Annotated in this window: 22 protein-coding genes; 15 read left to right on the top strand and 7 right to left on the bottom strand. The window is 63.3% G+C overall.

The window, feature by feature from the left end; all coding sequences use genetic code 11:
* Window positions 1-14 precede the first annotated feature (14 nt).
* Window positions 15-1,361, top strand: coding sequence for an NADP-specific glutamate dehydrogenase (gdhA, locus tag J4E08_RS08345; protein WP_349538081.1), 1,347 nt, complete (start codon window positions 15-17; stop codon window positions 1,359-1,361).
* Window positions 1,362-1,382: 21 nt separating this feature from the next.
* On the opposite strand, the gene J4E08_RS08350 is transcribed toward gdhA, so the two are convergent.
* The 5 genes from J4E08_RS08350 to J4E08_RS08370 form a co-directional block, all read right to left on the bottom strand.
* Window positions 1,383-1,838 (bottom strand): universal stress protein, encoded by a 456-nt coding sequence (locus tag J4E08_RS08350; protein WP_349538082.1) that lies wholly within the window; start codon window positions 1,836-1,838, stop codon window positions 1,383-1,385.
* A gap of 59 nt (window positions 1,839-1,897) precedes the next feature.
* Window positions 1,898-2,428, bottom strand: coding sequence for a hypothetical protein (locus tag J4E08_RS08355; protein ID WP_349538083.1), 531 nt, complete (start codon window positions 2,426-2,428; stop codon window positions 1,898-1,900).
* Between the two features lie 3 nt (window positions 2,429-2,431).
* Window positions 2,432-3,295: a branched-chain amino acid aminotransferase gene (locus J4E08_RS08360; protein ID WP_349538084.1), complete on the bottom strand. Its 864-nt coding sequence runs from the start codon at window positions 3,293-3,295 to the stop codon at window positions 2,432-2,434.
* Between the two features lie 128 nt (window positions 3,296-3,423).
* Window positions 3,424-3,819 (bottom strand): carboxymuconolactone decarboxylase family protein, encoded by a 396-nt coding sequence (locus J4E08_RS08365; RefSeq protein ID WP_349538085.1) that lies wholly within the window; start codon window positions 3,817-3,819, stop codon window positions 3,424-3,426.
* On the bottom strand, window positions 3,779-4,171 hold the full coding sequence (locus J4E08_RS08370; RefSeq protein ID WP_349538086.1) for a MerR family transcriptional regulator: 393 nt from the start codon (window positions 4,169-4,171) through the stop codon (window positions 3,779-3,781). Before J4E08_RS08370 ends, J4E08_RS08365 begins: the two co-directional genes overlap by 41 nt.
* A gap of 297 nt (window positions 4,172-4,468) precedes the next feature.
* Here J4E08_RS08370 and fdhF point away from each other — a divergent pair, with 297 nt between their 5' ends.
* Together fdhF and J4E08_RS08380 are read left to right on the top strand one after the other, a co-directional pair.
* A complete protein-coding gene (gene fdhF, locus J4E08_RS08375; protein ID WP_349538087.1) occupies window positions 4,469-7,252 on the top strand; it encodes a formate dehydrogenase subunit alpha in 2,784 nt (927 codons plus the stop codon).
* Window positions 7,253-7,510: 258 nt separating this feature from the next.
* Window positions 7,511-7,666: a hypothetical protein gene (locus J4E08_RS08380; protein ID WP_349538088.1), complete on the top strand. Its 156-nt coding sequence runs from the start codon at window positions 7,511-7,513 to the stop codon at window positions 7,664-7,666.
* A gap of 3 nt (window positions 7,667-7,669) precedes the next feature.
* Here the strand turns inward: J4E08_RS08380 and J4E08_RS08385 are convergent, their stop codons facing one another.
* Window positions 7,670-8,374 carry a response regulator transcription factor gene (locus tag J4E08_RS08385; protein WP_183963746.1) on the bottom strand — a complete coding sequence of 235 codons (705 nt, stop codon included), beginning with the start codon at window positions 8,372-8,374 and terminating at the stop codon, window positions 7,670-7,672.
* The gene (locus tag J4E08_RS08390) at window positions 8,371-10,266 is read right to left on the bottom strand and encodes a PAS-domain containing protein (RefSeq protein ID WP_349538089.1); all 1,896 of its coding nucleotides are present in this window, start codon (window positions 10,264-10,266) and stop codon (window positions 8,371-8,373) included. Before J4E08_RS08390 ends, J4E08_RS08385 begins: the two co-directional genes overlap by 4 nt.
* 200 nt (window positions 10,267-10,466) lie before the next feature.
* Between J4E08_RS08390 and J4E08_RS08395 the strand changes: the two genes are divergently transcribed.
* The 12 genes from J4E08_RS08395 (at window position 10,467) to J4E08_RS08450 (ending at window position 22,923) form a co-directional block, all read left to right on the top strand.
* Window positions 10,467-12,470 carry an AMP-binding protein gene (locus J4E08_RS08395; protein WP_349538090.1) on the top strand — a complete coding sequence of 668 codons (2,004 nt, stop codon included), beginning with the start codon at window positions 10,467-10,469 and terminating at the stop codon, window positions 12,468-12,470.
* Between the two features lie 106 nt (window positions 12,471-12,576).
* Window positions 12,577-13,395, top strand: coding sequence for an ABC transporter ATP-binding protein (locus tag J4E08_RS08400; RefSeq protein WP_183963733.1), 819 nt, complete (start codon window positions 12,577-12,579; stop codon window positions 13,393-13,395).
* Entirely contained in the window at window positions 13,388-13,540 is a 153-nt protein-coding gene (locus tag J4E08_RS08405; protein WP_349538091.1) for a hypothetical protein, read from the top strand. Before J4E08_RS08400 ends, J4E08_RS08405 begins: the two co-directional genes overlap by 8 nt.
* Complete coding sequence (locus J4E08_RS08410; protein ID WP_183963729.1) at window positions 13,534-14,487, top strand: branched-chain amino acid ABC transporter permease; 954 nt, start codon at window positions 13,534-13,536, stop codon at window positions 14,485-14,487. Before J4E08_RS08405 ends, J4E08_RS08410 begins: the two co-directional genes overlap by 7 nt.
* 82 nt (window positions 14,488-14,569) lie before the next feature.
* Window positions 14,570-14,818, top strand: a complete 249-nt coding sequence (locus J4E08_RS08415; protein WP_183963727.1) for a hypothetical protein — start codon at window positions 14,570-14,572, stop codon at window positions 14,816-14,818.
* Between the two features lie 101 nt (window positions 14,819-14,919).
* A complete protein-coding gene (locus tag J4E08_RS08420; RefSeq protein ID WP_344716664.1) occupies window positions 14,920-15,090 on the top strand; it encodes a hypothetical protein in 171 nt (56 codons plus the stop codon).
* Between the two features lie 116 nt (window positions 15,091-15,206).
* Entirely contained in the window at window positions 15,207-16,283 is a 1,077-nt protein-coding gene (locus J4E08_RS08425; protein WP_349538092.1) for a branched-chain amino acid ABC transporter permease, read from the top strand.
* 82 nt (window positions 16,284-16,365) lie between these two features.
* Window positions 16,366-17,658 (top strand): ABC transporter substrate-binding protein, encoded by a 1,293-nt coding sequence (locus J4E08_RS08430; protein ID WP_349538093.1) that lies wholly within the window; start codon window positions 16,366-16,368, stop codon window positions 17,656-17,658.
* Between the two features lie 108 nt (window positions 17,659-17,766).
* On the top strand, window positions 17,767-18,591 hold the full coding sequence (locus J4E08_RS08435; protein WP_349538094.1) for an ABC transporter ATP-binding protein: 825 nt from the start codon (window positions 17,767-17,769) through the stop codon (window positions 18,589-18,591).
* A 22-nt stretch (window positions 18,592-18,613) separates the two neighbouring features.
* On the top strand, window positions 18,614-19,639 hold the full coding sequence (locus J4E08_RS08440; RefSeq protein ID WP_349538095.1) for a phosphatase domain-containing protein: 1,026 nt from the start codon (window positions 18,614-18,616) through the stop codon (window positions 19,637-19,639).
* A gap of 25 nt (window positions 19,640-19,664) precedes the next feature.
* Window positions 19,665-20,837, top strand: coding sequence for a phenylacetate--CoA ligase family protein (locus J4E08_RS08445; RefSeq protein ID WP_349538097.1), 1,173 nt, complete (start codon window positions 19,665-19,667; stop codon window positions 20,835-20,837).
* A gap of 151 nt (window positions 20,838-20,988) precedes the next feature.
* A complete protein-coding gene (locus J4E08_RS08450) occupies window positions 20,989-22,923 on the top strand; it encodes a peptidoglycan-binding protein (RefSeq protein ID WP_349538098.1) in 1,935 nt (644 codons plus the stop codon).
* Window positions 22,924-22,958 lie beyond the last annotated feature (35 nt).

The following is a 22,958-nucleotide window of genomic DNA, read 5'->3' on the forward strand; positions in this document are numbered from 1 at the left end:
GAAAGGAGACCCTTATGACTGACCGTCGCGCCGCCCTGACCGAGACTTTCATGGAGCGCCTGCGCGCCCGCACGCCGCACGAAGAAGAGTTCCATCAGGCGGTAGAAGAGGTGGTCTTTGACACCATCACGGTGGAAAAAAATGACCATGCCTTTGCCGGTGCGCGGGTCCTAGATCGGCTGAGCGAACCGGATCGGATCATCTCTTTCCGCGTGGTGTGGGAAGATGACAACGGCGCGGTTCAAATCAATCGCGGCTGGCGGGTTCAGACCTCGAACGCGATCGGGCCGTACAAGGGCGGGCTGCGGTTTCATCCCACAGTGACCCCATCGGTGCTGAAATTTCTTGGCTTCGAACAGGTTTTCAAGAACGCGCTGACGGGGCTGCCGCTGGGCGGTGCCAAGGGCGGGTCGGATTTCGACCCGAAGGGCCGCAGCAACAATGAGATCATGCGCTTTTGCCATGCCTTCATGGCCGAGCTGTGCAAGTACATCGGCCCGGACCACGATGTGCCCGCGGGGGACATCAACGTCGGCACGCGCGAGATCGGATTTCTTTTCGGGGCCTACAAGCAGCACCGCGGCCAGTTCCACGGCGCGCTGACAGGCAAGGGCGAAAGCTTTGGCGGATCGGCCATGCGGGTCGAGGCCACCGGCTACGGTCTGATCTATTTTTTGTGTCACATGATGGCGCAGGCCGGGCGTGATCTGAACGGTGCGCGGATCGCCGTGTCAGGGGCCGGGAACGTAGCGACACATGCCGCCGAAGAAGCCATTGCCGAGGGCGCAACGGTGGTCAGCCTGTCGGACAGCAGCGGCGCGCTGTTGGCCGAAGATGGTCTGACCGCGGATCACATCGCCTGGGTGCGGGAGGCCAAAGGCGCAGGACGTGGCCTGGACGATGCGCCGAAGGGGCTGCGCTACACGCGCGGCGCGCAGCCTTGGGGCGCGGTCGAGGCGCAGGTGCTCTTGCCCTGCGCGACGCAGAACGAGATGGATGAGGACGCCCTGTCCAAGGCCATCGACTCAGGTGCCACGATGATCTCCGAAGGGGCCAACATGCCTCTGACCGCCGGGGCTGTGCGTCTGGCGCAGCAAAAGGGGCTGGCACACGCGCCGGGCAAGGCATCCAATGCCGGTGGCGTGGCGATTTCCGGGCTGGAGATGAGCCAGAACGCGCACGGGCAATACCTGTCCGCCGAGGAGGTCCGCCGTCGTCTGAAGCAGATCATGGGCAACATCCACGACAACGTGGTCTCCGAAGCAGAGCTGCGCGACGGGCGGCCAGATTATCGCCAGGGGGCCAACATTGCGGGCTATCGCAAGGTCGCACAGGCCATCAGTGCCTTTGGCGCCATTTGACCCGAGGGGCGGCTTGGGCGGTCAGGTGATCGCTTCGAGCCGCTCTTTCGACAGGTCTCCGGGCACGACTGTCACCGGCACCGGCAGGCTCCCCGCGCTGCGCGTCATCTGTGTCACGAGCGGGCCTGGGCCCTTCCCGTCGGCGGCGGCGCCCAGCACCAGCAGGCCGATTTCGGGATCGTCATTCACGTGGGCGAGGATCTCCTGCACGGAATCCCCTTCACGTATCACCAGCTCGGGATCGACACCCTGCTTGTCGCGCATCCATTTGGCAAAGACCTCGAAATGGGCGTGGATGCGCTCGCGGGCTTCCTCGCGCATGATATCGCCAATGCCGATCCAGTGATTGAACTCTTCGGGTGCGATGATCGACAGAATGGCCACGCCGCCACCGGATTTCGACGCGCGCATGGCGGCGAACCGCATCGCGTTGAGACATTCCCGACTGTCATCCAGAACCACTAGAAACTTGCGCATGAGGCTCCTCCTGTGTCGACCGACATTGGCAGAGCACGGGGCGGCTGTCCACCGCGTGATTAGACGCGCTCCAACAGGCCGGGATACCGCGCGTTGATCTGCGCGGCCCCTTGGTCAGGCAGCACGAATACTGCCAGATCGGTCCCGTTTTCAAGCGTATACAGGCCGGAGCCCTCCGACACATGCGCGGCACAATCCGCCAGCGCCGCGTCGAGCGTTGTTGCCTGTGTCGTATGCCCGGTGACCCGCGCAAGCTCCTTCGTGTCCACCGCGGCGGTGGTGTCCAGCAATGCGGCACGCGGGCTGAAGGGCCGACCCTCCGGTTGCTCGGTGCGGCAGGCCAGCGTCAGCAGGATCAGCCGCCAGGGGTCATGCGCATAGCTGTGCTCCGGCCCCCAGGCCAGAAAGTCGTCCCGCCCCAGCCCCGGCGAGATCGTCAGCCCGGCGCGCGTCAGTACGTCGATCTGATCGTCCAGCGTGGGCAGACGCTGCGCCCGGTCCCGCATCTCACGGCGATAGTTGAAATGGATCAGGGCAAAGACTGCCCCGAAAAAGACCATTAAAATGCCAATGACGATCAGCTTTTCCACGCCTCAAGCCTCGGAAAGCGCCCAGTCCCAATACAGTTCGCGCGCCCGGCGGGTCACCGGGCCAACCTCGTAGGATCTGTCCTCGATGCGCGTGACGGGGGTGATCTTGCTCATGTTGCCGGTGAGAAAGACCTCATCGGCCACGGCGAAATCATCAAAGGTCAGAACCGTTTCCACGACCTCCATGCCATCGGCGCGCAGGTTGGCGATGTGGCGCGCGCGGGTGATCCCGGACAGGAACGTGCCGTTGGGCACCGGCGTCAACACCACGCCGTCGCGCACCATGAAGACGTTCGCTGTTGCCGTCTCGGCCACGTTGCCCATGGCGTCGGCCACCAGCGCATTGTTAAAGCCGCGCGCTTTGACCTCCGCCAGCATCCGCGCGTTGTTGGGATAAAGCGCACCTGCCTTGGCATTGACCACGGCGGTGTCGATCACGGGGCGGCGAAAACGGGTGTAGCCCAGCGTGACAGACGCGGTGTCCGGCGCCATGGGAATCTCTTCCAGGCACAGGGCGAATCCGGTTTCGTCGGGCTGCGGAATGATGGCCGTGGCGTCGCCGTTGATGCCCCAATACATCGGACGGATGTAGACCGCCGCGTCGGGGGCGTAGGCTTTGAGGCCCTCGCGGACCATCTCGATCATGTCATCGGTCTGGACGGTCGGCTTCAGCATCATCGCCACGGCAGAGCGGTTCACCCGTGCGCAGTGGGCCTCCAGATCGGGGGTGACGCCCTTTACCAGACGTGCACCGTCAAACACCGAACTGCCCAGCCAGGCGCCGTGATCTGCGGCACGCATGATCAGCGCATCGCCCTCATGCCACTGCCCATTATGCCATGTCCGGATGTTCTTTCCCGTCGCCATGCGTGCCTCCTGCCGCCATCTTGAATTTTCCGAACCCTAGGCGGCGCAACGGGGGAGGTCCACCGATTGACGACCGCACTGGCCGAATTGCGATACGCGATGTCGCAATCCGGCCAGCGCGGTGGCGATCAGGCGGCCTCGGCAAACACCTCCTTCGCGGCGAACAAGGCATTCAGCGCTGCCGGAAACCCTGCATAGACGGCCATTTGCATACAGATTTCCACGATTTCTTCGCGGCTCAGGCCGACGTTCAGCCCGGCTTGCATATGGACCTTCAACTGTGGCGTGGCGGTGCCCATCGCCGCCAGCGCAGCGATTGTGGCCACTTCGCGGGACCGCAGATCAAGCCCCTCGCGGGTGTAGATGTCGCCAAATGGGAACTCCAGCAGCATGTCGGCAAAATCCGGAGCGATGTCGGCGAGGGCATTCACCACGGCCTCTCCGCCTTGGCCGTCGATACGTTTCAGGGCATCAAGGCCGCGGTCACGGCGTGTCTGTGGGGCGGTCTGTTGGTGCGGGGTCATTGGCTTTTCCTTTGGGATAGCTGTCGATTTTGGTGTCGAGCACAGTCAGACAGTCCTGCAATTGCGCCACGCGGGCACGCACCTCGTCGCGATGCGCCTCCAGCAGCTGACGGCGCTCCGGTCCGGTGTGGTCCCCTTCGGCGCGCAACCGGGCGTAGGTCAGCCGGTCGCGCATGGGCATCCCCGTGGCGCGCAACCGATCGAGAAACGCCAGCCACGTCAGCGTGGAGGCGTCGTAAACCCGCCACCCGCCGGCATCTCGCGCCGCTCGGGGAACAAGGCCGATTTTCTCATAATACCGCAGCGTATCGGTGCTAAAGCCGCTGCGCCGCGCAAGGTCGGATATCTTCATGCAAAACCCTTTCCCGTGTCGACGCATCTCAAGGTAGGAGTTGGAGCGCGCTCCAGGTCAAGGGCGTTCATCGAATGTTTTTGACACAATCGGATAATATGCTTTGATGAAGGCGGATGGTCGGCGCGCGAACGCAGCGGCGCGCATCGGAAACGCAAAGCCGCAAAAACGCAGCCGAAGGTCGGCATTGTTCCACGCCCTCGGACGTGGGCATGGTTTAGGTATATCCGGAATGCCGGTCCTGTCGTCATGCGACGGGCCGACCCGGGGCGCAGGCCAGACTTCTTGGAGGAACGCATGTCCGACATTATCCGATTCACCCTCGATGGTGAGCAGGTCGAAGCCGAAAAGGGCATGACCATCTGGGAAGTGGCCAACGGTCGCGGCTTGAAGATCCCGCACCTGTGCCACAAACCCCAGGACGGCTACCGCCCCGATGGCAACTGTCGCGCCTGCATGGTCGAGGTCGAAGGTGAGCGGAACCTCGTCGCCTCCTGCATCCGTGAACCGCAGGACGGCATGGTCGTCAGCTCGGCCTCCGCCCGCGCGACCACCGCGCGCAAGATGGTGATGGAAATGCTGCTGGCCGATCAGCCGGAGCGCAACGCCGCCCACGACCAATCCTCGCACCTGTGGGACATGGCCGCCGAACAGGGCGTCACCGAATCGCGCTTCCCGACGCTGGAGGCAGAGCGCATTCCCCTGCTCGACGATTCCCACGTGGCGATGAGCGTGAACCTGGACGCCTGCATCCAGTGCGGCCTGTGCGTGCGCGCCTGCCGTGAAGTGCAGGTCAACGACGTGATCGGCATGGCGGGCCGCGGCCACGATGCCTACCCGGTGTTCGACTTTGACGACGAGATGGGGGAGTCCTCCTGCGTGGCCTGCGGCGAATGTGTGCAGGCCTGCCCGACCGGCGCGCTGATGCCGTCCTCCGTCATGGACACCAACCAGATCGGCGACAGCAAGGATTTCGACACCGAAACCAAAAGCGTCTGCCCGTTCTGTGGCGTCGGCTGTCAGGTTTCGATCAAATCCAAGGACGGCAAGGTCAAATACGTCGAGGGCATCAACGGCCCGGCGAACGAGGGGCGGCTCTGCGTCAAGGGCCGCTTTGGCATGGACTACATCCACCACCCCCACCGTCTGACAAAGCCGCTGATCCGCTGCGACGATGCCCCGGAAAAGGGGCTGAACGTCGACCCCGCCAACCCGTGGACCCATTTCCGCGAGGCCACGTGGGAAGAGGCGCTGGACAAGGCGGCGCATGGTCTGGCCGATCTGCGCAGCTACTACGGCGGGGCGTCGGTTGCGGGCTTCGGCTCGGCCAAATGTACCAACGAAGAGGCCTATCTCTTCCAGAAGTTCATCCGTCAGGGCTTCAAGCACAACAACGTCGACCATTGCACGCGCCTGTGCCACGCCTCCTCCGTGGCCGCCCTGATGGAAAACGTCGGTTCCGGCGCGGTGACGGCTACCTTCAACGAGATCGAGAATGCCGATCTCGCCATCGTCATCGGCTCCAACCCGACGGAAAACCACCCCGTCGCGGCGACCTTCTTCAAGCAGTTCACCAAGCGCGGCGGCGAGCTGATCATCATGGACCCGCGCGGCACGGCCATGGCCCGCCACGCGAGGCACATGCTGCAATTCCGCCCCGGCACCGACGTGGCGCTGCTGAACGCGATCATGAACGTGATCGTCGAAGAAAAGCTCTACGACCGTCAGTATATCGAAGGCTTCACCGAGGGCTTCTTTGAATTCCGCGATCACATCCGCGCCTTCACGCCGGAGCGCATGTCAGAGCTCTGCGGCATCGACGCCGACACCATCCGCACCGTGGCCCGCAGCTTTGCCAGCGCGCAGCGGGCGATGATCTTCTGGGGCATGGGCGTGTCGCAGCACATTCACGGCACTGACAATGCGCGCTGCCTGATCTCGCTGGCGCTTCTGTGTGGTCATGTGGGCCGTCCCGGCACGGGTCTGCATCCGCTGCGGGGCCAGAACAACGTGCAAGGCGCCTCTGACGCCGGGATGATCCCGCAGTTCATGCCGGACTATCAGTCGGTGACCGATCCCGAAGTCCGCTCCCTGTTCAAGCACATCTGGGAAGGCACCGAACTCCTCGAAGAGCCGGGCCTCACCGTGGTCGAGATCATTGATCGCGTGTACCGTGGCGACATCAAAGGCATGTATATTCTGGGCGAAAACCCGGCCATGTCCGACCCGGATGTGGAACATGCCCGCAAGGCCTTGGCCAAACTCAACCATCTGGTGGTGCAGGATATCTTCCTGACGGAGACGGCGAACTACGCCGACGTGATCCTGCCCGCCGCCGCCATGCCGGAAAAGAACGGCACCGTGACCAACACCAACCGTCAGGTGCAGATGATGCGCAAGGCGGTGGACAGCCCCGGCGACGCCCGCGAAGACTGGGAAATCATCGTCGATCTGGCGCGGCGCATCGGGCTCGATTGGGACTACGACCACCCAAGCCAGGTCTTCGCCGAGATGAAGATGTCCATGCGGTCGCTGCATCACATCACGTGGAAGCGCCTGGAGCAGGACAACGCCGTGACCTATCCCACCTTCGGCCCGGACGATCCCGGTCAGTCGGTGGTCTTTGCCGACGGCTTCCCGCGCCGCGCCGGTCGGGCCAAGTTCACACCTGCCCGTGTCACGCCCCCGGCGGAGGTTCCGGACGAAAGCTTCCCGATGATCCTGACCACGGGTCGCCAGTTGGAGCATTGGCACACCGGGTCGATGACACGCCGCGCAACCGTGCTCGACGCGGTAGAGCCAGAGGCCAACTGTTCTCTGCATCCCTCGACCCTGCGCAAACTGGGCGTCGAACCGGGCGGCATGGTCCGTCTGACCACGCGGCGCGGTACCGTCGAAGTCATGGCCCGGTCCGATCGCATGGTGGCCCCGGATATGGTCTTTTTGCCCTTTGCCTATGTCGAGGCCGCTGCAAACATCCTGACCAACCCGGCGCTGGACCCCTATGGCAAGATCCCCGAGTTCAAATACTCTGCGGTGCGCGTGGAAAACCCGCTGACGGAGCCTGTGGCCGCGGAGTAAAAAGCTCTCATCCCCAAGGAGCGCGCGCCGTCCGATAAATAGGCGCGTCTCCGATCACCTGCTTTGGCCAGGTGAAGACATGCTTTGCCATTTTTCGCAATGTGATTGGGGCGCGGCCATGCAAGACCGTCAGAGTGGTGGCAAAGATGGTATCTGGCGTTTCCGCGGGCGCGCATTCGCAAGTTTGCTGACCGGCGCAATCGTTTTGGTCATTGCGCTCGCCGGAAGTCGATCTCGGTCGACGAGACCTCCCATGTGATGATCTCTCATAACAAGGTGCCCGGCGATGTGGTGTCACGGTTGATTGCGCCGGATCGCCGCCTGTATTTGCCCAAGGACACCCGCCTGCATCCGCATCGGGATAACTTGCGGTGGCATCGGGAGAACGTCTTCGGTCGCGGCGACCCTATGTAGGTCTCAGGTCCAGCTCACATCGCCGAGAAAGATATAGCCCGCGCCGTAGATCGTCTTGATCAGGCGTGGGTTTTTCGGATCTTCGCCAAGTTTCGTGCGCAGCCGAGAGATCCGCACATCCATCGCCCGGTCAAAGCTGTCGCCGGCCGTGCCGCCCAGCGCCTCTTGCATGTGGGCGCGGGTGATCAGGCGCTTGGGGCTTTCGAGGAACAGCCGCAGCACCTCCGACTCCGCTTGGGAAAACGGCGTCTCGGCCCCGTCGCGTTCCAGTGCGAAGCGGTCGAAATGGGCGATCCACTCGCCGAAACGGGCGGTGCTGGCCTGCGCCTTTTCCGGCGCTTTGCGCAGGCGGGCGCGGATGCGGGCGATGACCTCAGCGGTCTCGAACGGTTTGGTGACGTAATCGTCGGCGCCCAGTTCCAGCCCGGTGATCCGGTCCTGCACCTGCGCGCGGCCCGAGATGATGATGACCTTCGCGCCTTGTTCCAGTGCCAGCCGATGCACCAGCGTCAGCCCGTCACGGTCCGGCAGGGACAGGTCCACCAGCGCCACATCGGGTGTGGTGGTCCGCAATGCGGCCTCGAATTCCGTCGCGCGGGAAAAGGCGCGGGTGCGAAACCCGGCCTCTTGCAGCGCGTCTGTGAGGATCTCGCGGATGGCGGCCTCGTCGTCGAGGATGGTGACAAGGGGTGGCAGCGGATCGGTCATGGGCGCGGGTCCTCCGGACGGGCGAGGAAGCGCGCGAGCGCCTCTGGGGTAAAGGGTTTGGCCAGCACGGGCGCTCGGGCGCGGGCCGCGCCGTGATCGGGATGCGTCACGGGAAGCGAGGTCATCAGCCGCAGTGGCACCTGCGGATGGCGGTCGGCCAGAACGTATCCAGGTGCGTCGCCTTCGAGCGTGATGTCGGACAGCACCAGCGCCACGTCCAGCGCGTCGATCAGGGCTGAGGCTTCGTCCACGCTGGCCGCTTCGATGACCGAAAAGCCCTGTGCCGTGAGCGTGTCACGGATGGGCGCGCGCAGGTCGGGACTGTCTTCGACCAGCAGGACCAGCCCGCTTTGCGGCAGGTCGGGGGCGGGCCGCAGCGGCAGGCGCAAGGTGACACAGGCACCGCTGTCCGTGTTCGACAAGCGCACCGAGCCGCCCGCGAGTTTGGTCATGTCGTAGACCATCGCCAACCCAAGGCCGGAGCCTTCGCCACCCTTGGTTGTAAAGAACGGGGTCAGGCCGCGCTCCAACGCCTCTGGTGAAAAGCCGGTGCCGGTGTCTGTCACGGTGATCTCCAGCCATGTGTCGCGCAGTTCGCGGGCCGTAAGCGTGATGGTGCCATCCTCCGGACAAGCAGCAGCGGCGTTCAGGATCAGGTTCAGCAGCGCATCGTTCAACAGGCCGGGATCTGCCAGCAATGGGGCAGAGGTGTTGTCCAAAATTGTCAGCCGCAATTTTTCAGGCAGGGTCGGTTTGGCGAGCGTGTGCAGGTCTTCCAGAAAGGGACCAAGGCGCAACGGCTCCGCCTGCCATTGGCGCGGGCTTGTGATGTCGGAGATCCGGTTGAGCAGGGCTGCGCCGCGCCGCGCGGCTTGCAAGGTCGAGGTCACGCAGGCCTGCGCCTCGGGTGTCAGATCCAGCCGGGCGAGCTTGGCTTGTTGGCCGAGCATGATGGTCAGCAGGTTGGAAAAGTCATGCGCCAGCCCGGAGGTGAGCTGCGCCGCCATCTCGCGGCGTCGTGTCTGTTGCAAGGCCACGCGCGCCTGCGTTTCGTGTGTGACGTCTTGGGACATGATGTAGACGCCGGGTTCCAGCGGATCAGGTGTAAAGGCCGCGCGAATGCGGCGACCGGAGGGTTCATCGGTGAACTCGAAGGTCGACGGCTCCCCGTTCAGCGCGCCGTTCAGATGCGGTGCGACCCGTGCGTAGGCAGGGCCAAGCGCCTCGCGCGCGTGCAGACCGACGATTGCACCGGGTCGCCCGGGCATGACATCGGACAAGCGGTTGTTGGAAAAGGTGTAATGCCCGGTGTCGTCCACACGGGCGATGTGGGCGGGCATCATCTCGGCTGTGGTGCGGGTGCGGGCTTCGATCTCGGTCAACTGGCGACGGGTTTCTTCGAGGGCGCTGATGGTGGCGGCGAGCTGGCGGTTGGTGGCGCTGAGCTCCTCCGAGCGGGCGAGCACCTCTTCGCTGAGGGTTTCTGAGCGGCTGCGCAGCAAAGCCTCCTGCTGCTTGATTGCCGTGATGTCGGTGTAGACCGTGACCCAGCCGCCCTGAGGCAGGGGCGCGCCCTCGACCGAGATGGTGCGGCCATTGGCGCGGGTGCGTTCCATGTAATGCGGCTCGAACGCGCGGGCACGATCGACACGGGTCCTGATGAAGGATTCCATGTCGTCCACCGGGCCGTATTCGCCGCTGACCGCGAGATGGCGAATGACCCTTTCAAAGGAGGTGCCGGGCATACACAAAGCGTCGGGCAGGTCGAACATCACCTGCATGGGGCGATTGATGTGCACCAACCCCAGGTTGCGATCGAAGATCGACAGCGCCTGCTGGATCAGGTTGAGGCCCGCCAGCGTATAGGCGGTGGTGTCGGTGCGCGTCTGCATGGCCGCGACGGTAGCCGTGGTTTTGTCCGGGGGCCAGAGTGACCGTGCGTGTCCGATCGGCTTTCACCCGGCCTGTAAGAATTCGTTACATTCTGGAAAACCTCAGGAAAAAGTTGACCACGAGGCTCAGAACACGCCTAATCGGCATCAGAATCGCACAAGCGATCACGCCCCCCTTGAGGAGGGGAGGGCACAAGGAGATGCCGGTCTCGGCATGGGAGGAATTTAATTTGGCTTCACGCGTCGAGGGCGTTGAAGGCCTGCGCTCGATCCCTGCTTTGTTGCATCGGAATGCGACAGAGATGGGGGATGCGCCGGCTTACCGCGAAAAAGAATACGGAATCTGGCAAAGCTGGACTTGGGCCGAGGCTGAGAAAGAGATCGAGGCCTTTGCCCTTGGGCTGTTGAACATCGGCGTGGCGCGCGGCGATTATGTGGCCGTGATCGGGCGCAACCGTCCGACGCTCTACTGGTCGATGGTGGCGGCGCAGATGTGCGGCGCGATCCCCGTGCCCCTGTATCAGGACGCCAGTGCCGAAGAGATGGCCTATGTGCTGGACCATTGCGGCGCGCGGTTCGTCGTGGTGGCCGATCAGGAGCAGGTGGACAAGGTGATCGAGGTGCAGGAGGGCCTGCATCAGTTCGAGCACATGATCTACGTCGACCCGCGCGGCCTGCGGAAATACGACCACAGCCATCTGCATGAATTCAGCCATGTTCAGGCGCAGGGGCGCGCTGCCCGCGATGAATTCATCGACGAGCTGAACGCGCGACGCTCTGTTCTGGGCTACGACGACACCTGCGTGATGCTGTACACCTCGGGGACGACGGGAAAGCCCAAGGGCGTGGTCCTGTCCAACCGCAACATCATCGAGGCGGCGCGATCCTCGGCGGAGTTCGACCATCTTAAACGCGATGACGAGGTGCTGGCCTACCTGCCGATGGCCTGGGTTGGGGATTTCATCTTTTCCATCGGGCAGGCCTATTGGAAAGGCTTCTGCGTCAACTGCCCCGAAAGCGTCGAGACCCTGCAGACCGACCTGCGCGAGATCGCACCGTCCTATTATTTTGCGCCGCCGCGGATCTTTGAGACGCTTCTGACGCAGATCATGATCCGCATGGAGGACGCGGGCAAAACCAAGAAGCGCATGTTCGATCACTTCATGGCGCACGCGCGCAAGGTGGGGCCGAGCATCCTTGACGGCAAGCCGGTGGGCGCGATGGACCGGGCGAAATACGCGCTGGGCGAAATGCTGGTTTATGGACCGCTGAAGAACGCCATGGGCTTTTCCAAGGTGCGGGTGGGCTATACGGCGGGCGAGGCCATCGGGCCGGAGATCTTTGATTTCTATCGCTCGCTCGGGATCAACCTGAAGCAGCTGTACGGGCAGACGGAGGCGTCGGTCTTTATCACGGTGCAGCCTGACGGCGAGGTGCGTTCTGACACGGTTGGGGTGCCTGCGCCGGGGGTGGAAATCAAGATTGCCGAGAATGGCGAGGTCTTCTACCGCTCGCCGGGCACGTTTGTGGAATATTACAAGAACCCCGAAAGCACGGCCTCCACCAAGGACGCCGAAGGCTGGGTCGCCACGGGCGATGCGGGGTTCTTTGAAGAGGACACCGGGCATCTGCGCATCATCGACCGGGCGAAAGACGTGGGGCAGATGGCCTCCGGCGCGCTGTTCGCGCCGAAATACGTCGAGAACAAGCTGAAGTTCTATCCTGACATCCTGGAGGCCGTAGTCTTTGGCGCGGGGCAGGACCGTTGCTGCGCCTTCATCAACATCGACCTGACGGCGGTGGGCAACTGGGCGGAGCGCAACAACATTGCCTATGCCTCCTATCAGGAGCTGGCACAGCATCCGCAGGTGATCGAGACGGTGCGCGCCCATGTGGAGGAGGTGAATGCCTCTGTGGCGGAAGACGACATGCTGTCGGGCTGCCAGATCCACAGGTTCCTGATATTGCACAAGGAACTGGACGCAGACGATGGCGAGATGACCCGCACGAGAAAAGTCAAGCGCAAGGTGATCGGCGAGAAATTCGGCGATCTGGTCGCCGCGCTCTACGATGGGTCGGACACGATCTACACCGAGACGGAAGTCACCTACGAGGACGGGCGCAAGGGCAAGATCAAGGCGACGCTGAAGCTGGTGGATGCGGCGGTCGTGCCGGTCACCCCAAAAGCGGTGGCGGCGGAATGATGGTACGACGCTCCCGCTGCGCGGATCGCCCCGCCCACCATCCCGCAAGGCGCGCCACGGGCGGTCCGTCGGTTGAGACTTTGAGATTTGCGATGGAGGGGGCGTGATGCTGGACCAGACCGAAGGGTACATCACCGCCGACGGGCGCCAGATTGGCGGCACCTTGATGGAGATGAAGAACATCACGCTGAAGTTCGGCGGGCTGGTGGCGATACAGGATATTTCCTTCGATATTCGCGAAGGCGAGATCCGCGCGATCATCGGGCCGAACGGGGCGGGCAAGTCGTCCATGCTCAATATCATATCCGGGTTCTACACGCCGACCATCGGTGAGGTCTGGTACAAGGGGGCGAAGCGTCCGCCGATGAAGCCCTATGAGGTTGCGCGGATGGGCGTGGCGCGGACGTTCCAGAACATTGCCTTGTTCGAGGGGATGACCGTTCTGGACAACGTGATGACTGGCCGGCTGACGCATATGAAAGCGGGGATCGGGGCGCAAGCTCTCTGGTGGGGAAAGGCGCAGCGCGAAGAGATCGAGAACCGCGAAATCTGCGAAAAGGTCATCGACTTCCTCGAGATCCAGAACATCCGCAAGACGCCGGTGGGGCGCCTGCCGTATGGTTTGAAGAAGCGGGTGGAACTGGCGCGGGCGCTGGCCGCGGAGCCGTCGATCCTGCTGCTCGATGAGCCGATGGCGGGGATGAACGTCGAGGAAAAGGAGGACATGAGCCGCTTTATCCTTGATGTGAATGACGAATTTGGCACGACCATCGCCCTGATCGAGCACGATATGGGCGTGGTGATGGATATTTCCGACCGGGTTGTCGTGATGGATTACGGCAAGAAGATCGGCGACGGCACGCCCGACGAGGTGCGCAACAATCAGGACGTGATCGATGCCTATCTGGGGGTGGCGCATGACTAGGGCCGCAGGCGACGGGGCGCAGCGGCCCGGAGATTTCAACGTGCAGGTGACAGACTTCAACGCGGCGGGCACCGCTTCGGGGATGGACATTCAGCGGGTCGGGTTCACGCAGGACCGGGCTGAGGCCGAGGGGGACTTATGCTAAAAGACATCTTCATCAATCCATTTGTGGATATGGTCGAGGCGCCGGATTTCCTGCTGCAGGTGCTCTGGGAGGGGCTTGTCTCCGGGGTGCTATATGCCCTGATCGCGCTGGGCTTTGTTCTGATCTTCCGGTCGAGCCGGATCTTCAACTTTGCCCAGGGCATCATGGTGGTCTTTGCCGCGCTGACGCTGGTGGGGCTGCATTCCTTTGGTGTGCCGGCGTGGATTTCGGTGCTGCTGACGCTGGGGGTCATGTTCGTTTTGGCTGTCGGCATCGAGCGGGTGGTGTTGCGTCCGCTGGTGGGGCAGCCGGACATCATCTTGTTCATGGCGACCATCGGGATCACGCTGTTCCTGATCGGCGGCGGCGAAATCATCTTTGGCGGCGAAAACAAGCAGATGATCACCGAGGAGCTTGGCATTCCCACCGGCGACACGGTGTTGGAGCCATGGGGGGGGCTACTGATCCTGCAACACCTTGATATCACGGTGGTTGTGGTGGCTTGTGCGCTGGTCGCGGCGCTGCTGGCCTTCCTCAACTACACGCAGATGGGGCGTGCGATCCGGGCGCTGGGCGACGACCACCAGGCGGCGCTGTCCGTCGGGATCTCGCTTCAGACCGTCTGGGTGCTGGTCTGGTTCATCGCGGGGATCATCGCACTGGTCACGGGCATTGCCTGGGGGGCGCGGGCCGGTGTGAGCTTTGCGTTGGAGGTCATCGCCTACAAGGCGCTGCCGGTTCTGATGCTGGGCGGGCTGGAAAGCATCGCCGGGGCTATCATCGGGGGTCTGATGATCGGTCTGATGGAGAAGCTGTTCGAGATCTACTGGGGGCAGCCGCTGCTCGGCGGCAATACCGAAACGTGGTTTGCCTTTGTGCTGGCGCTGATCGTGCTGCTGTTCCGGCCACAGGGCCTGTTTGGCGAGCGGATCATCGAAAGAGTTTAGGTCGGCTCTCGTCGGGGGCGTGGGTGCCTCCGGCGGGAGTATTTCGGAAAGCAAAGAAGCCTTGGACGGGGAGAGGGTCGGGATGACCAAACTGATCGCAGTTCTGAACGTGGTGGCCTGGGCCGGGTTCTGGTCGTTTGGCTATCTTGCGGTCACGACGCCGCCCTCTGACGGGTCGCGCATGGTGGGGGCTGTGGTGATCGCCGCGCTGGGTGCGGCACTGGGTATCTGGGCTTGGTTCTGGATCGTCCGGCATTCCGAGGCTACGGGGTATGCACGGGGTTCGAATTCCCGAACCCGCTTTGATGCAGACGAAGGACTGGATGTCTGATGGCGACACGGAAGACAACGACACCGCAGCGGGATCGCTCGCCGCGGGCACGGACGAAAGCAACGGAAGAAACGGTCAACCTTGCGCGCAGCGCAGATGGGATGAGCGAGATCTACGAGGCACAACAGGAGGCGGTCCAGGGCGTGATGAAAGCGCAGATGGACGCGGTCAACACGATGATGAGCGCCTCGGTCAATGCGACGGCCACGTCGTGGAAGGCCGTGGCGGATTTCTGGACGGCGGCTTTGCCCAAGCGGCGCAAGGACGACTGACGGCACACGGGAGATGACGGGCGCGCGCTGCGGGGAGGCAGCGCGCCCCGGACGGGCCCGGATTCACCCGGTTCCGCGCCCGCAGAGGCGCACCGGACAACAGGGGAGGAGCGCGGATGCTGTATCGCACCGCAGGACAGTTCAAGACGAGTTATCGGGCCGATCAGGCCCTGTTCCCGGTGCGCCACGATGCGTTCCTGTTGGGAGTCATTCTGGTGCTGGCCTGGGTCGTGTTCCCGCTGGTGGCGACGGAGTTCGCCTTTCAGACGCTTCTGATCCCGGTGCTGATTTATTCGCTTGCGGCGCTGGGGCTGAACATCCTGACGGGCTATGCCGGGCAGCTGTCGCTGGGCACCGCGGCCTTCATGGGGGTGGGGGCCTACGCCTGTTACAAGCTGATCACGCTGATGCCTTGGATGAACCCGATCATCGCGATTCTTTTGTCGGGTGTGTTCTCGGCCGGGGTGGGGGTTGCCTTTGGCATCCCGTCGCTGCGCATCAAGGGGTTCTACCTGGCGATTGCCACGCTGGCGGCGCAGTTCTTTCTGGTCTGGCTGTTCGAGAAGTGGTCGTGGCTGTACAATGACAACGCCTCTGGTGCGATCCAGGTGCCCAACCTCGAGATGTTTGGGGTGTATATCGCAGGGCCTCAGGCGTCCTCGACCATTCAGTATTATGTCGTGCTGTTCATCGTCTGCCTGCTGACGTGGATGTGCATCAACCTGACACGCGGCACGCTGGGCCGGACGTGGAAGGCGACGCGCGACATGGACATCGCCGCCGAGCTGATCGGGATCAACCTGATGAAATCGAAGCTGACGGCCTTTGCCATCTCGTCCTACATCGTGGGCGTGTCCGGTGCGCTGTTCGTCTTTATGTGGCGGGGGGCGGCGGAGCCGAACCTGTTCGACATTCCGCTGTCGTTCCGCATCCTGTTCATCGCCATCATCGGCGGGCTGGGGTCGATCATGGGCAACTACCTTGGGGCGATCCTGATCGTGGGTCTGCCGGTGGTGCTGAACCTGTTGCCCAACGCGCTGGGCATTCCGATCGACAGTGCCACGGTGGAGCATCTCAACATCATGATCGTGGGCAGCCTGATCATCTTTTTCCTGATCGTGGAGCCGCATGGCCTTGCGCAGCTGTGGCGGCTGATCCGGGAGAAACTGATCCTCTGGCCGTTCCCGCATTGACGATTTCAAAACAGAGCCGGGGCGAACCCCGACCGACACCAAAAGACTGAACAAAGTGACATTATCTCAGGGAGGAGACACTATGACACGATTTACCAAGATGGCGGTGGCTGCCGTTGTGGCGGGGATTGCCGCGACCAGTGCGCTGGCGCAGGAGCTGTACACCCCGAACCTTGCCTATCGGACCGGTCCGTTTGCCGCGACGGGCATCCCCTTGATGAACGGGCAGGCCGACTATTTCACCATGCTCAACGCACGTGACGGCGGGATCGGCGGCGTTCCGGTGAACGCCGAAGAATGCGAAACCGGCTATTCCACCGAAAAGGGCGTGGAGTGCTACGAGAAGACCAAGGACCGCTCCATCGTGACGCAGCCATGGTCCACCGGCATCACGTTGCAGGTTCTGCCGAAGACAAACGTGGACGAGATCCCGATCCTTGCGCCGGGCTACGGGTTCAGCCCGATGATGGACGGCAAGACGTTCCAGTGGGCGTTCAATACTCCGGCGGGATACTGGGATGCCGCCGACATGATCATCCAGTACCTCGAAGAGCAGGGCGATCTGGAGGGCAAGAAGATCGCCTTCCTGCACCTCGACCACCCGTTTGGCAAGGAGCCTCTGCCGGTGCTGGAAATGCACGCGGAAAACAAGGGCTTTGAGCTGGTGCCGATTCCTGTTGGCCTCAAAGAGATGCAGAACCAGTCGGCGCAGTGGTTGCAGATCCGCCGCGAGCGTCCCGATTACGTCGTGATGTGGGGCTGGGGCGCGATGAACGCCGGGGCCATCACCGAAGCGGTGAAGACCAAGTTCCCGATGGAAAACTTCCTTGGCGTCTGGTGGGCCGGGCATGATGCCGACCTGAAGATCGTGGGCGAGGACGGCAAGGGCTACAAGTCGATCAGCTGGTCGTTCCCGAACCCGGATGCACCGGTCATGCAGGACATCCAGACACATGTTGTCGAGCCGGGCCTGACCCAGTCCAACCCCGAAGAAATGGCGGGTGTCTTTTACAGCCGCGGCATCATCATCTCCGCCATTCTGGGTGAGGGCATCCGCGTCGCGCAAGAAGAGTTCGACACCGCGGAGATCAGCCCGACACAACTGCGCTGGGGTCTGGAGAACATCAACATGACCGAAGAGCGGATCGCGGAGCTGGGCCTCGACGGTATGGTGCCGCCATTCCAGACGTCGTGTTCCGACCACACCGGCAACTCCGGCGGCTGGATGCTGGAGTGGGACGGCGAGAAGTTCGTGAAGGCGTCCGAGTTGATGACAGCCAACGTCGAAGGCTATGCCGATATCGTAGCGGCCAAGGCGGATGAATACGCCGAAGCCAACGAACCCTGGGCCGTGAACGAAGACTGCGAAAGCTGAAGCCTGTCCGTCCGGCGGTGGCGTGGGCCGCCGCCGGATCTTGAGAAGTTCGACCAAGCAAAAGCATGGGGCGCGCGCCATCGGGCGACCTGCGTGCGGGGAGGTGTTATGCCGGATGGATCGATGACTGACGAGGCCTTGTTGGAGGTCAACAATATCGAGGTGATCTACAATCACGTGATCCTCGTTCTGAAAGGCGTGTCCCTCAACGTGCGAAAGGGCGGCATCACGGCGCTGCTTGGCGGCAACGGCGCGGGCAAGACAACCACGCTGAAGGCGATTTCAAACCTGCTGCATTCGGAACGGGGCGAAGTGACCAAAGGGTCGATCGTCTACAAAAGCGAGCGGGTGCAGGATCTGGACCCGGCCGCGCTGGTCAAACGTGGTGTCATTCAGGTGATGGAGGGGCGGCATTGCTTTGAACACCTGACGGTGGAGGAAAACCTGCTGACCGGTGCCTATACCCGGCGCGACGGCAAGGGCGCCATCGATGAAGATCTGGAGATGGTGTACAATTATTTTCCACGTCTGCGCGAGCGGCGGAAATCGCAGGCGGGCTACACCTCTGGCGGGGAGCAGCAGATGACCGCCATCGGGCGCGCGCTGATGTCACGGCCCGAGACGATCCTGCTGGATGAGCCGTCCATGGGGCTTGCACCGCAGCTGGTGGAACAGATCTTCGAGATCGTCAAAGCGGTGAACGAGGGGGAGGGCGTTAGCTTTCTTCTGGCGGAGCAGAACACCAACGTGGCGCTGCGTTATGCGCATTCCGGCTACATCCTCGAAAACGGGCGTGTGGTGATGGAAGGCCCGGCGCAGGAGCTGCGCGAGAACCCGGATGTGAAGGAATTCTACCTCGGCATGTCGGACACCGGGCGAAAGAGTTTCCGTGACGTCCGATCTTATCGCCGTCGTAAGCGTTGGCTTGCCTGAAGCAATTGCGAAAGGGCACGACATGGCGAACTCCACCGGCACATTCAGCGCAGGTCTCAATCGGGCGGCGCGGGCCGTCGAAGGGCTGATCGAGCGGGCGATCCGTTCAGATGCGCCCCCGATGTTAAAGGCTTATCGCGGCTATGCGGTGCCCGGTGGTCTGGTGATTCAAGGGCGCGTGGTCAGTGCCGTGCGCCGCGCAGCACCGGAGGCGGACCAATCGAAATGGGTGAACTTCAAGCAGATGGTGTCGCTGTTCCTGACCTCCGAGGTGCGGGATGTGCCGGTGGTCGCGGCGGGGGTCGAGGGGCGCTCTGACGCGGAAGGGTACATCCAGATGAAAGTGCCACGCGCGCCGGATCACGCGGGATGGGTGCATATCGAAGCCGAGATCGAAGGCAGCGACGATGCGCCGAAACCGATGCCCGTCCTCGTGCCGCAGGCGGAGGCGCGCTATGGCGTGGTGTCCGACATCGACGACACGATGCTGCACACCGGTGCGTTTTCGCTGCCGCGCAACCTGTGGAACACCTTTACCGGCAATGCGCTGACCCGCGAAGTCTACCCGGATGCGGTCAAACTGATGGCGCGGCTGAGCGAAGGCGGGCGGAACCCGGTGTATTACGTCAGCTCTTCGCCGTGGAACCTGTTTGCGTTCCTCGAGGGGATCTTTGATCGGGCAGGGCTGGTGCAGGGGCCGATGTTCCTGCGTGACCTTGGCGTGTCCGACAAGGGGCTGATCGGGGCGAGCCACGGCGATCACAAGGGGGCGGCGATTGATCGGATTCTGGCGGCCAATCCTGAATTGCAGATCTGGCTGCTGGGCGACACGGGCCAAAAGGATGCGATCGTCTACCGCGATGCGGTCGCGCGCAATCCGGGCCGGATCGGCGGTGTGGTCCTGCGCGAGGCCACCGGAACGCTGCCGGAGGCGGCCCGGACGGCGGTGACGGACATCGAGGCCGCAGGCGTACCATGTGCCGTGGTGGCGGATTTTGACGCGGTGCCGGAGACGGTGCTGCCCGCGCCACTCGACACCCAAGGATGACAAAACCTCACGGGAGGGGACAGGGATGACAAGCTACTTCGATGCTTTGGAAACACGCAGCCAAGACGCGCGAGAGAGCGCGCAGTTGCAGGCTTTGAACACCCAGTTGGCGAAGCATGGATATGATGCGCTCGAAGATCTGTCGGGGCTGGCGGCCCTGCCGGTTCTGCGCAAGTCGGAGCTTGCGGCGAAGCAGGCAGAAGCGCCCCCCTTTGGCGGTTTTCCTGTGTCTAACCTTGCCCACGTGTTCCAGTCGCCCGGTCCGATCTACGAACCCGGCGGCGTCAGCCCTGACTGGTGGCGCATGGGGCGGTTCCTGCACGCCTGCGGCATCGGGCAGGGGGATATCGTGCAGAACTGCTTTGGCTATCACCTCACTCCGGCGGGGATGATCTTTGAAAGCGGCGCACGGGCGGTGGGCGCGGCGGTGCTGCCTGCGGGCACGGGGCAGACCGAACTGCAGGCGCGGGCGGCGCGCGACATTGGCATCACCGCTTATGCCGGCACGCCGGATTACCTGAAGGTGATCCTCGAGAAAGCCGACGAGATGGGGCTGGAGCTGAAGATCGACCGCGCGGCTGTGGGCGGCGGCGCGCTGTTCCCCTCGTTGCGGCAGTATTATGCGGATCGCGGGATCTCCTGCCTGCAATGCTACGCCACCGCGGATCTGGGCAACGTCGCCTATGAAAGCAACGCGATGGAGGGTATGATCCTGGACGAACATGTCATCGTCGAAATCGTGACCCCAGGCACGGGTGATCCGGTGCCAGAGGGGGAGGTGGGCGAAATCGTCGTCACCACGCTCAATCCCGATTATCCGCTGATCCGGTTTGCCACCGGCGATCTGTCGGCTGTGCTGCCCGGCGCCTCGCCCTGTGGGCGCACCAACACGCGGATCAAGGGGTGGATGGGCCGCGCCGATCAGACCACCAAGATCAAGGGCATGTTTGTGCGTCCTGAACAGGTGGCGCAGCTGGTGGCCAAACACCCCGAGATCTCGCGCGCTCGCGTCGTGGCCAGCCGCAACGGTGAAATGGACGCCATGACGGTGCGAATCGAAACCGAGGCGCGCGCCATCGACGGCCTGGAGGCCAGTATCGTCGAGGTGCTCAAGCTCAAGGCCGACGTGGATCTGGTGGGGATTGGTGAATTGCCGCGTGACGGGCTCGTGATCGAAGACCAGCGCAAATATGACTGATTCCGGGGCATCCTTCTGATTTTCGGGCGTTTTTAGAACCGTCGCAGGTCGTCGGCGCGCTGTCGTCACACGCGAAGGTTTCATGACCGGTGCAATCGTGTCTTGTTATGATGCGCGAGCACGGTAGGCTTGAAAAAAAGGAGGAATTGTTATGCGGATTCTGACACTTGCCTTCGCCGGGCTGATTTCGGGCACAGCGGCGCAAGCAGCAGGCGATGCATTGGTCATTGGTAACAGCAGTTACAACGGGGTTCAGACGCTGTTTGCAGCGACCCAGGTGGCCGAGGCAGCAGAAGCCCTGCGCGAACAGGGATTTGACGTTACCGAGGCACGCGATGCGGGTGGGCCCGCCATGTCCGAAGGGTTCAGCGAATTTGTCGCGGCCCTCGAAGGGGACGATGGTCCGGTCATCATGATGCTCGCCGGTGCGTTTCTGCATGGCGCGAACGGGGCGTATTTGCTGCCCGCAAGCGATGGCGCGGCACTGTCTGACACGGCTGTGATGTTGCAGGCGTTCCCGTTGGATGCGGCGATGAGCGTTCTGGCGAAATATCCGGGGCGTGCGTTTCTGGTGCTGAGCGAAAGCGCGGTGACCGCAGACTTTGGTGATTTCCTCGACGCAGGGATCGGCGATCTGGAGGTGCCATCGGGCGTGACCGTGTTGTCCGGCCCGGAATCAGCCGTGTCGCGGTTTGCCGCCGGTGAACTGGCGAAGGTCGGCCAGCCGGTCGTCGCAGCAGCACAGGCCGCCGGGGTGACGGTCGACGGCTTTGCGCCGGGCGACCTTGTGGTGGTGCGTGCGACGGATGTCCCGACACGGTCCGCAGACGAAGCGCCCGCAGCGCCTGTACCTGCGGAAACCGCCACGCCCGCCACACCGCCGGAGGCTGACGAGGCCCCGGACGTCGTGGCCGAGGCCACGCCCGACCCGGAATCCGCGACCGCTGATTCGCCGGAAACCTCCGAAGAGAACGCTGTTGAGGCGGTTGAGACCGCCGAGAGCATGATCGACGAAGCGGAGGCGACTGAGGAGGCGGAGCAGGCTGCGGAAGCGGACGCCGCACCTGAGATTACGCAAGAGGCAGAGGCCGCGGACGCTGCGCCAGAGACTACAGAGGCCGACGCTGCGCCAGAGGCCGACGCCGCCGACGCTGCGCCAGAGGCGGCGGAAGAGGCAGAGACCGCGGAGGCCGCACCCGAGCTGGCGGAAGAGGCCGATGCCGCGCCGGAAGCGACTCAAGAGGCAGAGGCAGCAGACGCCGCACCTGAAGCGACTCAGCAGTCAGAAACTGCAGATACCGCTGATGAGGGGGAGGACGTCACGAAGACGGCCGCCGCTGACCCTGCGGACACCGAGGCCGAGGGAGACACACGCTCCGAGGTGGAAATTGCTGCCGACGAGGGCGCTTGGCGTGCTGCGCGCATCCAGAACTCCGAGGCGAGTTATCAGTCCTACCTGATCGCACAGCCCGAGGGGAGCTACGTCAGCGCGGCGACCCAGCGAATCAAGGCCATCAAGGCCGATCCCTTTTATGATCTGCGCCGGGCGGAGGATTTCCTTGGTCTCGACCGTGACGCGCGTCGGGACATTCAACGCAATCTGGATGACCTGGGACATTATCACTGGGCGGTGGACGGAATCTTTGGCGAAGGCACGCGGGACGCTGTGCGGTCTTGGCAAACAGCTCAAGGCCTGGAGGCGACCGGCTATCTCGATCTGAACCAGATCGCCAAACTGCAGGAAGGGGCCGAAGCCGAGAAGACCAAGGCGAAGCAGCAGGAGGCACGCCGAAATCAAGCTGCCGCCGCAGAGGCCCGGCGCGCGCGTGAAAAAGCCGCTGCCGCTGAGAAAGCCCGCGCCGAAGCGCGTCGCAAGGCCGCTTCGCAGGCCAGGCAGAAGGACGCGGCAAGGAGTGATTCTCCGGCCCCCTCGCGCGGGCCTTCTGACGCCGCCATGTGGGCCGAGGTGGAGCGTCTGGGGTCAGAGCAAGCTGTGCGCCGCTATCTGAATGCCTATCCCAATGGGGCGCGTGCATCGCGGGCGCGTCAGATGCTGCAAGTCATCGAACGGATGCGCGGCGGCTGATCGACTGCCACCGCAGGACTCATGCGCCGTCCCTA

It is taken from the genome of Sagittula sp. NFXS13 (genome assembly GCF_040148795.1).
In the GTDB taxonomy this organism is placed as follows: Bacteria; Pseudomonadota; Alphaproteobacteria; order Rhodobacterales; family Rhodobacteraceae; genus Sagittula; species Sagittula marina.

Coding starts and splice junctions, on each gene's coding strand:
- gdhA (WP_349538081.1), top strand. CDS start 15: ATGACTGACCGTCGCGCCGCCCTGACCGAGACTTTCATGGAGCGCCTG.
- J4E08_RS08350 (WP_349538082.1), bottom strand. CDS start 1,838: ATGCGCAAGTTTCTAGTGGTTCTGGATGACAGTCGGGAATGTCTCAAC.
- J4E08_RS08360 (WP_349538084.1), bottom strand. CDS start 3,295: ATGGCGACGGGAAAGAACATCCGGACATGGCATAATGGGCAGTGGCAT.
- J4E08_RS08365 (WP_349538085.1), bottom strand. CDS start 3,819: ATGACCCCGCACCAACAGACCGCCCCACAGACACGCCGTGACCGCGGC.
- J4E08_RS08370 (WP_349538086.1), bottom strand. CDS start 4,171: ATGAAGATATCCGACCTTGCGCGGCGCAGCGGCTTTAGCACCGATACG.
- fdhF (WP_349538087.1), top strand. CDS start 4,469: ATGTCCGACATTATCCGATTCACCCTCGATGGTGAGCAGGTCGAAGCC.
- J4E08_RS08380 (WP_349538088.1), top strand. CDS start 7,511: ATGATCTCTCATAACAAGGTGCCCGGCGATGTGGTGTCACGGTTGATT.
- J4E08_RS08385 (WP_183963746.1), bottom strand. CDS start 8,374: ATGACCGATCCGCTGCCACCCCTTGTCACCATCCTCGACGACGAGGCC.
- J4E08_RS08390 (WP_349538089.1), bottom strand. CDS start 10,266: ATGCAGACGCGCACCGACACCACCGCCTATACGCTGGCGGGCCTCAAC.
- J4E08_RS08395 (WP_349538090.1), top strand. CDS start 10,467: ATGCCGGTCTCGGCATGGGAGGAATTTAATTTGGCTTCACGCGTCGAG.
- J4E08_RS08400 (WP_183963733.1), top strand. CDS start 12,577: ATGCTGGACCAGACCGAAGGGTACATCACCGCCGACGGGCGCCAGATT.
- J4E08_RS08405 (WP_349538091.1), top strand. CDS start 13,388: ATGACTAGGGCCGCAGGCGACGGGGCGCAGCGGCCCGGAGATTTCAAC.
- J4E08_RS08410 (WP_183963729.1), top strand. CDS start 13,534: ATGCTAAAAGACATCTTCATCAATCCATTTGTGGATATGGTCGAGGCG.
- J4E08_RS08415 (WP_183963727.1), top strand. CDS start 14,570: ATGACCAAACTGATCGCAGTTCTGAACGTGGTGGCCTGGGCCGGGTTC.
- J4E08_RS08420 (WP_344716664.1), top strand. CDS start 14,920: ATGAGCGAGATCTACGAGGCACAACAGGAGGCGGTCCAGGGCGTGATG.
- J4E08_RS08425 (WP_349538092.1), top strand. CDS start 15,207: ATGCTGTATCGCACCGCAGGACAGTTCAAGACGAGTTATCGGGCCGAT.
- J4E08_RS08430 (WP_349538093.1), top strand. CDS start 16,366: ATGACACGATTTACCAAGATGGCGGTGGCTGCCGTTGTGGCGGGGATT.
- J4E08_RS08435 (WP_349538094.1), top strand. CDS start 17,767: ATGCCGGATGGATCGATGACTGACGAGGCCTTGTTGGAGGTCAACAAT.
- J4E08_RS08440 (WP_349538095.1), top strand. CDS start 18,614: ATGGCGAACTCCACCGGCACATTCAGCGCAGGTCTCAATCGGGCGGCG.
- J4E08_RS08445 (WP_349538097.1), top strand. CDS start 19,665: ATGACAAGCTACTTCGATGCTTTGGAAACACGCAGCCAAGACGCGCGA.
- J4E08_RS08450 (WP_349538098.1), top strand. CDS start 20,989: ATGCGGATTCTGACACTTGCCTTCGCCGGGCTGATTTCGGGCACAGCG.